The sequence below is a fragment of the Acetobacter sp. DsW_059 genome, assembly GCF_002153695.1.
In the GTDB taxonomy this organism is placed as follows: domain Bacteria; phylum Pseudomonadota; class Alphaproteobacteria; order Acetobacterales; family Acetobacteraceae; genus Acetobacter; species Acetobacter thailandicus.
Genome location: NZ_JOPI01000038.1, coordinates 16,511 through 32,474, shown reverse-complemented (window position 1 = coordinate 32,474; position 15,964 = coordinate 16,511). Strand labels below are relative to the sequence as shown.

Annotated in this window: 13 protein-coding genes; 6 read left to right on the top strand and 7 right to left on the bottom strand. The window is 52.2% G+C overall.

Annotated features, from left to right (window positions below; genetic code table 11):
• Positions 1–11 precede the first annotated feature (11 nt).
• Positions 12–491 (top strand): NADH-quinone oxidoreductase subunit B family protein, encoded by a 480-nt coding sequence (locus HK25_RS09050; RefSeq protein ID WP_086635993.1) that lies wholly within the window; start codon positions 12–14, stop codon positions 489–491.
• Here the strand turns inward: HK25_RS09050 and HK25_RS09045 are convergent.
• The 6 genes from HK25_RS09045 to aroB form a co-directional block, all read right to left on the bottom strand.
• Positions 483–1,367, bottom strand: coding sequence for a phosphatidylcholine/phosphatidylserine synthase (locus HK25_RS09045; RefSeq protein WP_086554479.1), 885 nt, complete (start codon positions 1,365–1,367; stop codon positions 483–485). The two genes, HK25_RS09050 and HK25_RS09045, sit on opposite strands and share 9 nt — an antisense overlap.
• 129 nt (positions 1,368–1,496) lie before the next feature.
• Complete coding sequence (locus tag HK25_RS09040; protein ID WP_086635992.1) at positions 1,497–2,198, bottom strand: phosphatidylserine decarboxylase; 702 nt, start codon at positions 2,196–2,198, stop codon at positions 1,497–1,499.
• 95 nt (positions 2,199–2,293) lie between these two features.
• Complete coding sequence (gene alaS / locus HK25_RS09035) at positions 2,294–4,939, bottom strand: alanine--tRNA ligase (protein ID WP_086635991.1); 2,646 nt, start codon at positions 4,937–4,939, stop codon at positions 2,294–2,296.
• Positions 4,940–5,130: 191 nt separating this feature from the next.
• A complete protein-coding gene (locus tag HK25_RS09030) occupies positions 5,131–5,598 on the bottom strand; it encodes a GtrA family protein (RefSeq protein WP_086554476.1) in 468 nt (155 codons plus the stop codon).
• 153 nt (positions 5,599–5,751) lie between these two features.
• Positions 5,752–6,894 carry an OmpA family protein gene (locus HK25_RS09025; RefSeq protein WP_086635990.1) on the bottom strand — a complete coding sequence of 381 codons (1,143 nt, stop codon included), beginning with the start codon at positions 6,892–6,894 and terminating at the stop codon, positions 5,752–5,754.
• 346 nt (positions 6,895–7,240) lie between these two features.
• Positions 7,241–8,971, bottom strand: a complete 1,731-nt coding sequence (gene aroB / locus HK25_RS09020; protein ID WP_086636004.1) for a 3-dehydroquinate synthase — start codon at positions 8,969–8,971, stop codon at positions 7,241–7,243.
• Positions 8,972–9,039: 68 nt separating this feature from the next.
• Here aroB and HK25_RS09015 point away from each other — a divergent pair, with 68 nt between their 5' ends.
• The 3 genes from HK25_RS09015 (at position 9,040) to HK25_RS09005 (ending at position 11,261) form a co-directional block, all read left to right on the top strand.
• Complete coding sequence (locus HK25_RS09015) at positions 9,040–9,291, top strand: hypothetical protein (RefSeq protein WP_086636003.1); 252 nt, start codon at positions 9,040–9,042, stop codon at positions 9,289–9,291.
• On the top strand, positions 9,291–10,220 hold the full coding sequence (locus tag HK25_RS09010; protein WP_086554474.1) for a tyrosine recombinase: 930 nt from the start codon (positions 9,291–9,293) through the stop codon (positions 10,218–10,220). The genes HK25_RS09015 and HK25_RS09010 overlap by 1 nt, the downstream gene beginning before the upstream one ends.
• 81 nt (positions 10,221–10,301) lie before the next feature.
• Entirely contained in the window at positions 10,302–11,261 is a 960-nt protein-coding gene (locus HK25_RS09005) for an acetyl-CoA carboxylase carboxyltransferase subunit alpha (protein WP_086554473.1), read from the top strand.
• A gap of 32 nt (positions 11,262–11,293) precedes the next feature.
• On the opposite strand, the gene HK25_RS09000 is transcribed toward HK25_RS09005, so the two are convergent.
• Complete coding sequence (locus HK25_RS09000; RefSeq protein ID WP_086635989.1) at positions 11,294–12,046, bottom strand: molybdopterin-binding protein; 753 nt, start codon at positions 12,044–12,046, stop codon at positions 11,294–11,296.
• Between the two features lie 166 nt (positions 12,047–12,212).
• On the opposite strand from HK25_RS09000, the gene HK25_RS08995 reads away from it, so the two are divergent.
• Together HK25_RS08995 and HK25_RS08990 are read left to right on the top strand one after the other, a co-directional pair.
• Positions 12,213–13,841, top strand: a complete 1,629-nt coding sequence (locus tag HK25_RS08995; RefSeq protein WP_086635988.1) for a lysine--tRNA ligase — start codon at positions 12,213–12,215, stop codon at positions 13,839–13,841.
• A 17-nt stretch (positions 13,842–13,858) separates the two neighbouring features.
• Positions 13,859–15,934: a lysylphosphatidylglycerol synthase domain-containing protein gene (locus HK25_RS08990; protein WP_086635987.1), complete on the top strand. Its 2,076-nt coding sequence runs from the start codon at positions 13,859–13,861 to the stop codon at positions 15,932–15,934.
• Positions 15,935–15,964: the final 30 nt, after the last annotated feature.

Sequence of the window (15,964 nt, the reverse complement as noted above, 5' to 3'; positions counted from 1 at the left end):
GGCCTGATAGTATGAGTTTGATGCGTGCAGTTTTTGATGCCTGTTTTACAGGCGGCGGGACACGTCTTAAACCTGCCGGCCCACGCTGGCCGCTGCTCCTCTTCCATGTGGATACAGGAGGGTGCGGTGGCTGCGGTATGGAGCTGGAGGCCCTGGCTGCCGGAGCCTGTGATATGCGTGGTGCTGGTTTTGGTTTTGTAAAGGCGCCTCAGGGTGCTGATGTTTTGCTGATAACCGGTGCACTGACACGAGCCATGGCACCGGTTATTGAGGCTGCCTGGAAAAGCATGCCTCTGCCTAAGGGGCTGATCTGTGTTGGTGACTGCGCTTTTGATGGCGGTTTTTTTACAGAAAATTATGCTGTTATGGGGGGGGTGCAGCGCAAAGTACAGATTGATCTGACCATCCCCGGGTGCCCGCCGCCGCCACAGGCTGTTCTTGATGGCCTGTGTTCGCTTTTTAGTCAGTCTGAGGCTGAAGCATCACTCTGAGAGCAGATCATCTTCCTCTGAAGTGATATGCAGATTTTCGGCTTCATGTTTAAGGCGTTTGTAGCTGGCTAAGCTCATGGGTATCAGTGACAGATACATCAGATCACCTGCTGCCAGTGTTGCCCACGTGTTAGCGACCATTAAAACAGCAAAAATACCCGTACCAAGCATGATGGGGAGTGCATAATATTTAGGGACTTTGAAGTTTTTAAATGACCAGACCGGTAAAGTGGATACCAGAAGCAGCGCGATAGCAATTAATGTTGCAGAGACAACATAAGGGTTACGGGAGATATTCAGCAGCCCGTGAAGATTCAATCTTTCCGCTTCCAGGCCTGTAAGAAGTGGAAATAAAACAATAAATGCTCCGGCAGGAGCCGGGACACCGGTAAAAAACCCGCTCGTATATTTTGGTTTTGTGTTTTCATCATCAAGCATAGAGTTAAAGCGTGCCAGACGCAGTGCCATGCAGACGATAAAGAAAAGACAGGGGAGAAAGGCGTTATATCCTCCATCTTTCAGGGCCCAGAAATAAAGAATAAAAGCGGGGGTCACGCCAAAGCACACAAAATCTGAAAGACTGTCAAATTCGGCACCAAACCGTGTTGACCCGCCCAGCATACGGGCAATGCGCCCGTCAAGCCCGTCAAGAAAAGCAGCGATCAGCAGAGAGATGACAGCGTGCTGAAAATCTCCGTTGGTTGCAAAATGCATGCCGGTCAGCCCGGCACACAAACCCAGCATAGTCAGAAGATTAGGGATAAGACGGTTAAAGGAAATGCCGGTCATTTTTTTACGAACACGGCGTTTTAACCGTCTTGCCGGGGGTTTTTTTGCTCGAAACTGAGGCTCTGCCTCAAAATCATCTTTATGCATTTCTCGCTCCGTTATGCCCGCTGTGTTCGCATTATCGGTCATTATGCCGAATGGTTTGTTCTTCAGGCGAGCGGGACAAACCTCTGGTCATAAAACGCAGCATTAAAAACCCTGGCACACTCATTCTTCCTAAAGGCGCGCCATAACAGTTTCGCCGCCGATCATTGTCTGACCAACAGATACCAGAGGCTCTACACCGGGTGGCAGGTATAGGTCTGTGCGCGAACCAAAGCGAATAAGCCCGAAGCGCTCTCCGGCTTCAACCTGCATCCCTTCAGAAACACTGCAGACGATACGACGTGCAATAAGGCCTGCAATCTGTACAACTGCCAGTATACGGCCATCGGGAAGGCGCAGACTCATGGCATTGCGTTCATTCAGGTCTGAAGCTTTGTCAAGGCTGGCGTTGAGAAACTGGCCTGGGTGATAGGCAATGCAGGTTACAGTGCCGGCCGCAGGGACACGATTCACATGCACGTCGAGCACTGACAGAAAGGTTGCAATGCGCCATACCGGTGCTGTGCCCATGTTGAGTTCAGCCGGTGGTGCAATTTTTTCAATCGATACAATACGTCCGTCAGCCGGGGCAACGGCAACATCGTTGCGTGCGGGTGTGTGCCGCTTAGGATCACGGAAGAAATACAGGCAAAAGCCGAAAAACAGTGCACTGGTGGTGCTCAGTAATTTTGCTGTCGTTTTCAGATGGCGGTTAGAGATTTTACGGCTCAGAAAACGGCTCACGAGTGTCGTCGCGCCAGACGCGAGAAGAAAAGGTCGTGCCTCAGGGTGAGGGGGAGCCATCACTTTTAGGATGGAAGCAATCAGAGACATGACGTTTTTCCTTGTCGGCATAAAATAAAGCAAGGGCTTAAGAACGCCAGCGGGTAAAAAAAAGCAATATAGTTTCCCGCTGGCAAATGGTGCTCTTAGTTCTTTTCAGACAGAATCTGACGAACAGCTTCAAATGCAGCATCAGCAGCGTCAGCATCCGGGCCGCCGGCCTGAGCCATATCGCGCCGTCCGCCACCACCTTTGCCGCCCATGGCAATGCTTGCAGCTTTTACAAGAGCTACCGCATCAAGCTCCTCGGTCTTGTCGGCTGCTACAGCTGCAACGACACTGCCCTTGCCTCCGGCGGTAGAAATCAGAACGACGACATCCGTTTCACCCTGTTTGAGAATGGTTTCAGCAAGTCCCTTGAGCTCGCGGGGGGCTGTGTCACCAACATTGCGAACGGCAAGACGTACACCAGCTACCGTTTCCGTTCCGGCTGAAACCGCATTACCCGCGGCCAGCTGGCGCTGGAGCTGCGAAATCTGCTTCTCCATAATGCGACGTTCTTCAAGCAAAGTTGCCAGGCGTTCAGGCGCATCAGATACACTGACCTTCATCATGCCGGCCATCTGCTGCAGACGCTGCTCGTTTGCGAGTGAGAAGTCCTCAGCGGCTTTACCAGCCAGAGCTTCAATACGGCGGATACCGGCAGATACACCGCTTTCTGACGTAATGTGGAACAGCCCTATGTCACCGGTGCGGTTAACATGCGTGCCACCACACAGCTCAACAGACCATGCGGCTTTGCTGCCGTCAGATACGCCCATAGAAACTACGCGTACTTCATCGCCATATTTTTCACCAAACAGAGCCATTGCACCTTCGGCAACCGCTTCATCCGGTGTCATTGAACGGGTAACGACCTGTGAATTTTCTCTGATCAGGCGGTTTACCTCAGCTTCGACCTGCGCAAGCTCTTCAGCTGTGACAGGGCGGGGCTGGCTGATGTCAAAACGCAGGCGGTCTGGCCCGTTCAGGCTGCCTTTTTGTGTCACATGCGTCCCAAGAATACGGCGCAGCGCTTCATGAAGCAGGTGGGTTGCTGAATGGTGAGCGCTGATAGCTGAGCGGCGTTCATGATCAACCGTTGCTGTCACAGCCGTACCCGGGCGCAGCGTACCTTTAATGATGGTGCCGTAATGAACGATCAGATCACCAGCTTTTTTCTGCGTGCCGGTGATGGCAATTTGCAAATCTTTGCCTGTCAGTGTGCCGGTGTCACCAACCTGACCACCACTTTCGCCATAGAACGGAGTCTGATTGAGCAGAACAGCAACTTCGTCACCGGCTGAGGCTTCTTTGACGAAGGCGTTACCTGAAACTACGGCCTGCACTTCACCATCTGCCTGACGGGTAGAGTAACCAAGGAACTCGGATGAGCCGAACTTATCCCGTGCTTCAAACCAGATCGTTTCAAGCGCGGTATCGCCTGAGCCAACCCAGGAGGCACGAGCACGCTCACGCTGCACAGCCATAGCAGCATCAAAGCCACTGACATCAACGGTATGACCGCTGCTGCGCAGGGCATCCTGTGTCAGGTCGAGGGGAAAGCCAAAAGTGTCATAAAGACGGAAGGCCACATCACCTGGCAGGGGTGCGCCGGAAGGCAGCTTATCAGTTTCTTCCGTCAGAAGAGCCAGACCACGGTCAAGCATAGCCTTAAAGCGCTCTTCTTCACCACGCATAGTTTCGCGGATTAGGCTCTCGCTGTGTGTGAGTTCAGGGTACGCCTGGCCCATCTGCTGGAGCAGAACAGGGAGCAGCTTGTGGAATGAAGGGTCCTTCGTACCCATCATATGCAGGTGACGCATAGCGCGGCGCATGATGCGGCGAAGGACATAGCCACGACCATCTTTGGCGGGCAGCACACCATCAGCGATCAGAAAGGCTGATGAACGCAGGTGATCAGCTACAACACGATGACTGGCTTTGAAAGCGCCATCTGCGGCCTGATGTGTCAGCTCAGATGATGCATGGATCAGCGCCTGGAAAATATCTGTATCGTAGTTGTCGCGCTTGCCCTGCAAAATAGCCGCAAAGCGTTCAAGCCCCAGGCCTGTATCAATAGACGGGCTTGGTAATGGTGAGCGTGTGCCTGGCGGATCTTCAAAATACTGCATGAAGACGAGGTTCCAGATTTCTACAAACCGGTCACCATCTTCGTCGGGGGAGCCAGGAGGGCCACCAAAAACGTCAGGGCCATGATCGTAGAAAATCTCAGAGCACGGACCGCACGGGCCGACATCACCCATACGCCAGAAATTGTCAGCTGTAGGGATGCGGATGATACGGCTGTCATCAAGTCCTGCAATTTTGCGCCAGAGGCTGGCAGCCTCTTCGTCTTCAGCATAAACTGTGACGAGCAGCTTTTCTTTGGGCAGGCCGAAATTTTTTGTTACCAGTGTCCAGGCAAGCTCAATTGCTTCAGGTTTGAAATAATCTCCAAACGAGAAGTTCCCCATCATTTCAAAAAAGGTATGATGACGGGCTGTATAGCCAACATTATCAAGATCGTTATGCTTGCCGCCTGCTCTTACAACCTTCTGCGCTGTTGTTGCACGTGAGTAAGGTCGTGTTTCCTGTCTGGTGAAGACATTTTTAAACTGAACCATGCCTGCATTGGTAAACAGCAGAGTAGGGTCATTACGTGGTACCAGCGAAGAAGAGGGGACAATCTGGTGCCCTGTTCCGGCAAAGTAATCCAGAAATGTAGTGCGGATATCGTTTGTTGTTAGCATGGCTTGAGGCAGACGGTCCTGAAACTGGTTGGGCACATGAGAGTGTTAAGCGGTATTCTTTGCAGAAAAAATCCATAAAACACCAGTCACGGCCAGGCAGGAAAACAAAGAAACTTCCTTAACCCATCGTTCTATGTAGCGCACTCCGCTCTTTACTGAAAGAGGCGGTGTTATTCAGCGTGGTAAATGCATCATGCAGCATCTTTGGTGGGAGATGTTTTTTCCGGCTCTGATTGTACGTTACTCGTCTGATCCGGAGATGGAGCAGAGGATATGGTTTTTCGAAAAACGATTTTTTCGCTCAGGTTAAAATTGGCGATGAGGCCAGCGAGGGAGCCGGCTGCCAGCGCAATAACCGGATAATCCCTGCACAGAGGGAAGAAGTAAAATAGCGTATAAACCGTACTGCGATTAAGCAGAAAACCAAGACTGTTTGCGACAAGAAAACGAGCCCACTGACGGAGCGGATGATCAAAGGATTCGACTTCTCTGAATGTCCAGAGGCGATTGAGCAGCCAGTTAAGGGTGGCTGCGACAAAATATGCAATAAGAGTGGCAGCTGTCAGGCCAGTAAAAGGGCGCAGACCATAAACGGTTGCAGAATCCCATATAAAGCCCAGGCAGCCGATACTTCCAAATTTGAAAAGCCTTATCACCATTGCGGTATTTTCCGCTGTAGTGAATCGGGAAAGGAAAATTGTAAGCTTTTCAGACACTATATTTTACGCCCCTGTGTGAACACAGAAGAAGGATAGCAAAAAAAAAGAGGTGTCGTGAGACACCTCTTTTCCTTGTCATAAAGACCAGCCGTATTAGTGGAGGATGATTTCCACACGACGGTTCTGAGGCTCACGTGTATCAGGGCCTGTTGGGACCAGTGGGTGAGCTTCACCATAACCATGAACGTCGATTGCAGCAGCAGGAACGCCATCGCGGATCAGTTCAGCTTTTACGCTGTCTGCACGACGAACAGAAAGACCCAGGTTGTATTTCTCACCACGTGGGCCAGGGTGTGCTGCTGAGTTATCGGTGTAGCCGTTAACTTCGATGCGTGTTGTCTGAACGTGTGTTGAAGCCTGTGCAGCTTCAGCTACGATCTGACGAGCGCGTGCGCTGAGTGTTGCTTTATCCCAGTCGAAGAACACCAGGTAAGAACGAGCTGGTGCGTGTACTGGCACTGCCGGAACAGGAGCAACAGCTGGTGGTGCTGGTGGAGCTGTGTCGAAAGCGTAACGCAGGCTCAGGATGAACTGATGATTGAAGCGCTGGTCAAAGTTAACGTGACCGCGACCTGTGCTGCCGTTGGCATAGTTAGCTGATGAAGAGAAAGCTCCATCAACGAATGAGCCAGGCTGGCCAATCATACGGTATTCAGTTGTAACCTGCAGGCCAGGAATGCCGGTGTCATAAGCTGCACCGATGATGCCCTGGTAAGCAAAGCCACCGTTTGTGCCGCCAAGATGGCTTGTGTTTTTGTTAGAGAAATAAGAGTAGGTTGGGTTGTAATGCTGCCACAGGTAGCCGGCACCAACACCAACGAATGGTGTAACAGGCACATCAAGGCCAAACTGCTTCAGGTCAATGTCGTAAAGAACATTAACGAAACCACCGTAAGACTGATCACTGCTGCGTGTTTTGTTAGCAACAGATGCCGTGCGGTGATTGATTTCTGAGTAGTTGTAAACACCTTCTACTTCAGCGCGGAGACCGTTGCCGAAGCCCCAGCCAAATGCACCAAAACCGGTGAAGCCGTTCTGGTGGCGGTAGCGTGAAGAACTGACGTTCTCATCGCTTGATGCGCCACCGGCAAAGCCGGAGATGTGAGCATGCTGGCTCTGGACCAGGTTGTAGCCGCCACCAACGTTGACGTAAGGTCCGGTAATGGTGGTGGCAGATGCGGCCGCAGGAGCCGCTGCCATTAGTGTGGTTGCAAGTAACGCCGTGCGGAGACGCATTTTTTCGCCCTCAATAATTCATCTGTTAATTATGCCGCCAACCATTCGGCGGACCAAGTTACTTTAGATGCCTGAAGTTCTAATAAAACGATTAGTTCTAAAATAGAAACCCGTAGCTGCATCCTTACTGCCATTACAAAACACAATTGTGTCCTGGGTGCAACAGTTTGTTTCGCTCCGACAAACAATTATTGATGCAACTGTTTGAAGAATAAGGCAGTGATTTCAAGTCGCAGGCTTCATATCAGGCAGCCTGCGCAGTTATCTCGCCGTTAAACACGGCAGGATTATGGCAGACCTGACGAGGTCTGCCATAATAAATCTGAAAGGTTTAAAAAATCTTTTTTTAAGATATGCAGCCGTCTTCGGTCAGGACCTCATGCACAAGATGGTCGTCAATATCGCGACTGGTGAAGGCTTCTCCGATTCCGCGTAACAGAACAAAAGAAAGTTTGCCGTCCTGCATTTTTTTGTCGCGCTGCATATGAGTGATGAGTGTCCGGGCGCTGAAGCTGTATGGCAGATCACGAACGTGTGCCGGCATCTCAAGAGCATGCAAATGTGCTGTCAGCCGCTCATAGTCAGCAGCGGGGCAGAGGCCCAGTCTGACAGAGAGTGCGCACGCAAGCTGCATGCCAACAGAGACGGCTTCACCGTGAAGCAGGCGTCCGTCATATCCCATTTCAGCTTCGAGTGCGTGACCAAAAGTGTGGCCAAGGTTGAGCAGAGCCCGCCCGTTGCTGGCCTGCTGTTCACGTTCGTCAGCTGCCACGACCTCAGTTTTAAAGGCACAGGCCTGCCGTACAGCTTCGGTCTGTGCTTCTGTGTTGCCTTCAAGAACAGCTTTTCCGTTCAGCTCGCACCATCTGAACAGCCTGCGGCTGCCAATAAGCCCTGCTTTGACGATTTCGGCATATCCGGCTTTCAGTTCTCTTAGTGGTAGAGTCTGAAGGGTTGAAACGTCAGCCAGTACGGTCAGAGGCTGACAAAAAGCTCCGACCAGATTTTTACCCCACCGGGTGTTAATGCCGGTTTTACCACCAACTGAGGAGTCGACCTGTGAAAGCAGCGTTGTCGGAATCTGTACAAATGGCAGCCCCCTCAGAGTCGATGCGGCGATAAAGCCGGCCAGATCACCTACAACCCCGCCGCCCAGGGCAATGATGGCGGTTTTACGCTCAATGCCATCCTCAAGGATGGAATCGATAATGCTTTCAAATGTTTTAAAACTTTTCGACGCTTCTCCGGGCATGACCGCATGTGTGCGAAAGGTGATGCCGGTTTCACTCAGAGAGTTCTGGAGTCTTTCCAGATAAAGAGTCTCGACATTACTGTCCGTGATAATAACTGCTTTTTTCTGCGGTAGCAGCGGGGCGAGGAGAGCGCCGGCACGTTGAAGCAGGTCTGTGCCGATCAGAATGTCATATGAGGTGTGTGATAAAGCGACGGGCAGGCTGACTGGCCGGCGTGAATGAGCCAGAGCCTCGATCACTCTGGTTGTACTGTGATCCACGTTATATTCTCCGCAATCGACGATAATATCAGCTTCGGCATAAATCGGGTGACGTGCGTCCATAAGGCGTGACAGCACAATATGAGGGCTCTCCGTGTTCAGGAGCGGGCGGTGTGTCCGGCCGATAACCCGACTGAGAAGAACCGGCAGTGAGCAGCGCAGCCAGACAGAAACAGAGCGCTCGCGTACAAGGGCGCGTGTCTGGGCATCCATATAGGCACCACCACCCGTTGCCAGCACCATAGGCGGGCCTTCGAGCAGGCGACGAATGACACGGCGCTCTCCGTCACGGAAGGCAGCCTCACCGTAGAGGCGAAAAACTTCAGCGATAGAGCAGCCTGCTGCGCGTTCTATTTCAACGTCAGCATCAATAAAGGGAAGGCGCAGGCGGTCAGCAAGCCTGCGGCCTATAGTGGTTTTCCCGGCTCCCATAAGCCCCACCAGAACGATGCTGCGTCGCGAAGGAGGGGCGCCTGCATTATGCTGGTGAGTAATTTTTTCCAGGTTAAGTGGAAGCGGAGGCGGGTCTGCCGTCTGATGTGATGATAAGATACGTGATGACATGATGCTCAGCTTACCATAGAGCTGCAGGAACACATCTATGTTCTCTGCTTATGACGGGAAAAAGAAAAATGAATCGTAAGCTACTGATTGGTATTGCTGTCATCTGCCTGGCTCTTGCCGGTGGTATTTTCGCTCTGGGTGGTTCTGTTCACCCGCCTGCACAGCAGGCAGTACACGGCACCGTTGCTGTTCAGGCTGCTCCTGCTCCAATGGCTGTCATGCCAGCTGAGGCTATGCCGCCGGCACCTCCTCCGCCTGTGCCTCTGGCGGCTCCGGTGGCGCCAGCCGCACCAGCTGTTCAGGCCGCTCCGGCACCGTGATGATCAAAGGGCACGAGGCAGAACTGTTTCTTGAAATGCTGGTAGCAGAGCGTGCGGCTTCAGCGCGCACACTTGCTGCCTATGCAGCAGATCTCGAGTCGTGCTCTGATTTCCTGGCCATGCGTGGAATATTGCCTGTTGATGCAAAAACAGACGAGCTGGCTGCCTGGCTGGCTGACCTTGGTGCAGATGGGCAGGCGCGTCGTACAATTGCGCGGCGGCTGTCATGCATCAGGCAGTTTTATCTCTTCCTGCTGCGTGAGGGGATAAGGAAGGATAATCCTGCTGCGACTCTTGATTCGCCACGCCCTGAGCTGGCACTGCCTCACTTTCTCTCTGAGGCAGAGGTCGAGGCTCTTATAGAGGCCTGTCATGTGCAGGAGAGTGATAATACGGTAGCGCAGAAGCGCCGTATGCTCGTTGCGCGTGCGGCTCTGGAGCTGCTTTATAGTTCCGGGTTGCGAATTTCTGAACTGTTGTCTTTGCCCAGAGAGGCGCTGAGGGGCGAACGGCCTATGTTGCTGATTCGCGGTAAAGGCGGGCGTGAGCGTCTGGTCCCGGTTTCAGTCACGGCCTGGCAGGCGGTTAAAGAGCTGTATGCCTGTGATGCCTGGCTTGAAAGCCCATGGCTGTTTCCCGGGCGTGACCCAAAGCGTGCTCTGACCCGTCAGGCTTTTGATAAAATTCTGCACGAGGCTGGTGTCAGAGCCGGGCTTGATCCGACATGTCTTTCCCCTCATGTGCTGAGGCATTCTTTTGCTACGCACCTGCTTGCCAGGGGGGCTGATCTGCGGGCTTTGCAGATGCTGCTGGGGCATGCAGATATTTCTACGACTCAAATATATACGCATGTGCAAACAGAGCATTTGCGGCGCGTCGTAGAGAGTTGCCATCCTTTAGCCGAAGGCGGCGGCAGAAAAGGAAATTAGGGCATTTTCTCTGTGTGTATTTTGTCTCTGTGAGCTCATGAATTAATTTTGTTTTATACGCGGATATGCTATGCGCATCGCATGCATCAGTATCTTGATTTCGAAAAGCCCGTCGCCGAACTTGGTAACAAGATCGATGAACTGCGGCAGATGAGTGACCCCAATGGGGTAAATATCGCAGAGGAAACTGCTCGTCTTCAGGAGAAGGCAGAGAAGCACCTGCGAGCTATCTATGCCAGGCTGACACCGTGGCAGAAAGTGCAGGTTGCGCGACATCCGCAGCGCCCGCATGTCAAAGATTATGTGGCCGCTCTGCTGACTGAATTTACACCTCTGGCGGGTGACAGGCTCTATGCTGACGACAGTGCTGTTATTGGCGGCATCGGTCGTTTCAATGGCACCCCTGTTGTGGTGATCGGCACTGAGCGTGGCTCTGATCTTGACAGCCGCCTGGCCTGTAATTTTGGTATGGCCCGCCCCGAAGGATATCGTAAGGCACAGCGTCTGGTGAAACTGGCAGGTCAGTTTAAGCTGCCAGTTCTTACATTTATTGATACTGCAGGTGCATGGCCTGGTATTGATGCGGAAGAGCGCGGGCAGGCTGAAGCTATTGCACGCTCAATTGATGTATGCCTTGAAGCCCCTGTGCCTCTGATCGCAACAGTGATTGGTGAAGGTGGCTCAGGTGGTGCTGTTGCTTTAGGTGCCGGTGACAGGGTGCTTATGCTTGAGCACGCGATCTACTCTGTTATTTCACCAGAGGCCTGTGCTTCAATTTTGTGGCGTGACCCTAAGCAGGCGAGCGTTGCAGCTGAAACACTGCGCCTTACAGCGCAGGATCTGCTGCGCCTTAAGCTGGTTGATCGTATCATTCCGGAGCCGGTTGGCGGAGCACAGCGCGACTCGCAGGCCGTATTTAATACAGTGCGCCAGGCAATTGCAGAAGAGTTACAGCCTTTGCAGAAGCTGTCGTCATCGCGTCTTAAAGAGCTGCGGCGTGAGAAATTCCTCGCGATGGGCCGTGAAGTGCCGTCTAAGTAATTTCTCACAGGCTACAAAATTAAAAAAACCGATCAGGGCGGGGCTTCTCCTTCAACAGGAGACCCGCCTTTTTTAATAATCAGATCATAGATTGCTTCTGCCGCTTTAATAACGGCGTCTTCATCCTGGCCTTTGGCAACGAGAGCAACACCGCGTCGGCCATCCTGACGGTGAAAAGGGTATGAGCCGATATCAAGGTGCGGGTAACTAGTCTGAATATGCTCAAGCTCTTCAGCCAGAGAGCCCTCAAATAATGTTGTGGTGTGCCAGGTTCGTGACATGACAGGCAGGCCATGCTGCAGTGTCGGCGCCAGAGCAGTGAACATCGCCCGCATAATACGGGGTACACCGGCCATGACATGCACATTCCCTATTGTAAAACCAGGGGCGCCTGAGACTGAGTTAGGAATAGGGGTCGCGCCACGTGGAAATTTGGCCATGCGCTGGCGGGCGGTGTTGAAGTTCTCTCCAAACTGTTTGCTGAGCAGCTCAAATGTTGGCTGATGAAACTCCCACGGCACACCGAATGCTTCAGCAACACAGGCAGCCGTAATATCGTCATGGGTTGGTCCGATGCCACCCGTGGTGAACACTTCATCATAGCGCGCACGCATTTCGGTGACTGTCGTGACAATTGTTGCCTGTACATCAGGGATAACCCGGATTTCACGCAGAGGAATGCCCAGCTCGCCGAGGCCGGTTGCCAGAAACTGGATGTTGTCATCGCGTGTGCGGCCAGAGAGAATTTCATTACCGATCAGAATCAGAGCGGCTGTGCGGGTCATGGGTTACCTCTTTTGACACAAGTAATGTGACAATACGCTTAATAGTGCCGCAGCAGGATGTAGCGTGTGCTGTTTATGGTCAAGAGCTGTAAAAAAATAGCAGTAAAGTGCGTGACGTTATTGTTTTTTATTGACCTAAGTCTGCACAGTTCATAGCTTCCGCAAAATGTCAGATCCAAATACACCCCAACCCCCTCTTCCGCGTGCGTGGCCTTTTGAAGAGGCCCGTAAATTAGCCGATCATGTTCAGGCACGTCAGGGTCGTGTCAAAGGTGACGGCAAGGCTGCACGGCCTGCGTTGCTCGAGACCGGTTATGGCCCGTCAGGCCTGCCGCATATTGGCACATTTGGAGAGGTCGCCCGCACATCGTGGGTGCGTCAGGCTTATACTGAGCTGACGGGGCAGCCTGCGCAGCTTCTGGCTTTTTCTGACGACATGGATGCTCTGCGTAAAGTGCCCGACAATGTGCCGCAGCGCGATATGCTGGCAAAGTTTATTGGTCAGCCACTCTCGCGTGTGCCTGATCCGTTTGGAACCCACGAATCGTTTGCCGCGCATAATAACGCCCGTCTTTGCAATTTCCTTGACCAGTTTGGTTTTGATTACGAATTCGCTTCCTCAACGCTCTATTATACAGGTGGCCGTTTTGACGCCGCACTGAGGCGTGTTCTTGAAGTGCATGAGGAGATTGTCGGGGTTATCGCGCCAACACTTGGTGCAGACCGACGTGCAACCTATTCTCCTGTTCTGCCCCTGCATCCACGCACAGGTGAGGTGATGCAGGTTAAGATGGATGCAGTAAACCCGGCTGAAGGCACAGTGCGCTGGACTGACCCGGCAACAGGTGAAGTTTTCGAAACGCCGGTGACCGGTGGCCACGCTAAAATGCAGTGGAAAGCTGACTGGGCTATGCGCTGGTATGCTCTGGGTGTGGACTATGAAATGTCAGGTAAGGACCTGATTGATAGTGTGCGTCTCTCAGGTAAAATCTGCCGTATTCTGGGAGGGGAGCCGCCGGCTGGTCTGACGTATGAGCTCTTCCTTGATGAGCAGGGGCAAAAAATATCCAAGTCGAAAGGCAATGGTCTCTCGGTTGAAGAGTGGCTGCGATATGCCCCTCAGCAAAGCCTTGAGCAGTTCATGTTTAATCAGCCGCAGCGTGCAAAGCGGTTGTATTTTGATGTCATCCCTAAAGCTGCAGATGATTATCTGACTCATGTTGATAAGGCCCTGGCGTTGCAGGCCTCTGACGCTCCGGAGGGGGACCTGCGTGGGAACCCGGCATGGTTCTTTGGTAAAGGGAAGGTCGAGGCTCAGTCAGGCTCACCTGTATTCTTTAGCATGCTGCTTAACCTTGCTTCGGTTGCTAATGCAGAAACGCCTGAAGTGTTGTGGGGGTTTATCCGCCGTTACGATGCAGATGTCTCGCCTGAGACACACCCTATGCTGGCTGGTCTTGTCCGACATGCGGTCGCATATTATATTGACTTCGTGAGACCTTCTAAAGTTTTTCGTGTGCCGACAGATAAAGAGCGTGCCGCTCTGGTTGATCTGGCAGAATCTCTGCGGGGCTATGAAGGTGAGAGCACCGATGCTTCGGTGTTGCAAAATCTCGTGTTTGAGATCGGTAAACGCCATGAGTTTGACCCGCTGAGAAGCTGGTTCAGTTGTTTGTATGAAGTGCTGCTCGGGCAAAAAGAGGGGCCACGTTTTGGTGGTTTTGTTGCCCTGTATGGTGTGAGTGAAACCGTAGCACTGATTGAAACGGCCCTGTTACGAGAGCCTCAGGAATAAATCAGGCATTATTTTCAATGGACAGTAAAAATCTGTCAGATTTGCAGGGGCAGAACAAGCCAGCGGCGTGTCAGAAGCGGCGCTGGTTAAGGCATTTGCCTCACGCTCTTGGCCTGCTTCTGATGGTTGCAGCGATAGTGGTCGTTCAGCATGAGGTCAGAGATCTTAGATTTTCTGACATTAAACAGGCCATGACATCCATTTCTCAGAAAAAACTGTTTCTGGGAGTGGGGTGTACGTTTCTTTCTTATTTTATACTTTCTTTTTACGACCGGCTTGCCGTTGTTCAGGTTGGTTATAAGAAAGTGTCGTATAAACGTACGGCCTTTGCGGCTTTTTGTTCTTATGTTTTGTCTCACAACCTGGGATTTTCAGCTGTTTCCGGCGCAGCTGTCCGGTACCGCCTGTACCGTAACTGGGGGGTGGATTCCTTCTCCATCGCACAGATTATAGCATTTTGTTCAGTTACTTATCTGCTGGGGGCATCGGTTCTTATTGGTGGTGTCCTGGTATGGGAGCCTCAGGTCATTCCCCTTGCCGGTAAGCATGTGCCGGGCTTTCTGCTCACTTTTGCTGGTATTGCACTCTGGGCGCTGGTTGTAGCGTATATTGGCCTTGCTTTCAGGCTCAGGCAGATCAAAATAGGCAAATGGCAGGTTGACCTGCCTTCTCCTGCCATGGGGGTTATGCAGACTGTGGTTGCTGCGGCTGACGTAGCGGCAACTGCGGCTATTGCTTATGTCTTGCTGCCAGCAGGCGTGGCGATTGATTACCCTACATTTCTTGCAGTCTATATCGCATCATACAGCGCAGGGCTTATTGCCAGTGTTCCGGGTGGGCTGGGTGTTTTTGACGGGGCGATGCTGCTCGCCCTCGGGCCTTATATGTCTACGCCTCAGATTATGGGCGTTATTCTTATTTTTCGTCTGTATTATTATATTATTCCTCTTTTTCTGGCTGGCGGAATGTTTGCCGCGCATGAAGTTTTTATGCGCAGTGATGATGCGCTTGAGGCAAAAAAGCGGCGTAGATTACGGCAGGCTTCCCAGCCATTGCAGCCACGCCGCATCAGGCCCAGCCAGCTTGTGCGTGAAAGTGAAGCTGATTTTTCTGTCGCTGTTTCGACCGGCACGGTCTCGATCTGCGGCATTATGCTTATTTGCCTGACATTGCTTGATCCGGTTGCAAAATATCCCGTTGCTGAAGGGCACCTGCTGCTCTGGCTGAATAAAATCAGTGCTTATGTTCTTTCGCTGATGGGGGTTGGTTTTATAGGGCTTGCGGTCGGGCTGTCACAGCGGGTTACGCTCGCCTGGCGTCTGACTCTCGGGGCATTACTGTTTTCTGCTGTTATGACCTTTATGCGTGGTGACACGTTTATTGTGCCTATCATGCTGGGGTTCTCTGCATTTCTGATCGCACCATTTCGTTCATGTTACTACCGGCGTGCACGGCTGATGAGTGAGCCGCTGGCACCTTCGACACTGTTGTGTATGGTGCTGCTGTGTGGCTGCATGTTTATTCTGGTCAGTCATCATGCTGCCGGAAGCTGGTGGCAGATTGTTTTTGAGCTTTCTTTTTCTGATACGACACGTGGTGGCATAGCACTGGCTGTTTTTCTTGGGCTGGTTGTAACCGGCAGCCTGATGTGGCCTGGTCGCATAGCCGTGACACGCTGGAGTGCTGAAGCACAGGCACGTTACCTGACATTACCACACGCTCTTACGAATATAGTCAGTTCGAAGATCACTCCACAGGGTTATGTGACCGGTGAGACAAAAGAGGCGGTTATTCCTTTCTTTCGTCGTGGTAAATTTCTGGTTGCGATTGGTGATCCGGCCGGCCCTGAGAGTGACAGTGTGTCAGCGATCTGGCGTTTTCGCGATCTGGCTGTTCAGCGCGGTCTGAAGCCGGTTTTCTGGAAAGTGGAAAAATCATTTCTCAGGGTTTATGACGACATCGGCCTGAGCGTATGGCCCCTTGAGAATGATCGTTTTCATTTTTGCTACCCGGCAGAGGATATTGTGCTCGCCTCACGCTTTGTTGCAGCATACAGAGAGCAGGAGTCGTTAGTGCCTTTATCGGCTTCATAGCGCACTGTGACAGAGTGGTTTTGTAGTTGA

What these genes read in the sequence shown, in the direction of transcription:
- HK25_RS09050 (WP_086635993.1), top strand. Translation starts at nt 12, where the DNA reads ATGAGTTTGATGCGTGCAGTTTTTGATGCCTGTTTTACAGGCGGCGGG.
- HK25_RS09045 (WP_086554479.1), bottom strand. Translation starts at nt 1,367, where the DNA reads ATGCATAAAGATGATTTTGAGGCAGAGCCTCAGTTTCGAGCAAAAAAA.
- HK25_RS09040 (WP_086635992.1), bottom strand. Translation starts at nt 2,198, where the DNA reads ATGTCTCTGATTGCTTCCATCCTAAAAGTGATGGCTCCCCCTCACCCT.
- alaS (WP_086635991.1), bottom strand. Translation starts at nt 4,939, where the DNA reads ATGCTAACAACAAACGATATCCGCACTACATTTCTGGATTACTTTGCC.
- HK25_RS09030 (WP_086554476.1), bottom strand. Translation starts at nt 5,598, where the DNA reads ATGGTGATAAGGCTTTTCAAATTTGGAAGTATCGGCTGCCTGGGCTTT.
- HK25_RS09025 (WP_086635990.1), bottom strand. Translation starts at nt 6,894, where the DNA reads ATGCGTCTCCGCACGGCGTTACTTGCAACCACACTAATGGCAGCGGCT.
- aroB (WP_086636004.1), bottom strand. Translation starts at nt 8,971, where the DNA reads ATGTCATCACGTATCTTATCATCACATCAGACGGCAGACCCGCCTCCG.
- HK25_RS09015 (WP_086636003.1), top strand. Translation starts at nt 9,040, where the DNA reads ATGAATCGTAAGCTACTGATTGGTATTGCTGTCATCTGCCTGGCTCTT.
- HK25_RS09010 (WP_086554474.1), top strand. Translation starts at nt 9,291, where the DNA reads ATGATCAAAGGGCACGAGGCAGAACTGTTTCTTGAAATGCTGGTAGCA.
- HK25_RS09005 (WP_086554473.1), top strand. Translation starts at nt 10,302, where the DNA reads ATGCATCAGTATCTTGATTTCGAAAAGCCCGTCGCCGAACTTGGTAAC.
- HK25_RS09000 (WP_086635989.1), bottom strand. Translation starts at nt 12,046, where the DNA reads ATGACCCGCACAGCCGCTCTGATTCTGATCGGTAATGAAATTCTCTCT.
- HK25_RS08995 (WP_086635988.1), top strand. Translation starts at nt 12,213, where the DNA reads ATGTCAGATCCAAATACACCCCAACCCCCTCTTCCGCGTGCGTGGCCT.
- HK25_RS08990 (WP_086635987.1), top strand. Translation starts at nt 13,859, where the DNA reads ATGGACAGTAAAAATCTGTCAGATTTGCAGGGGCAGAACAAGCCAGCG.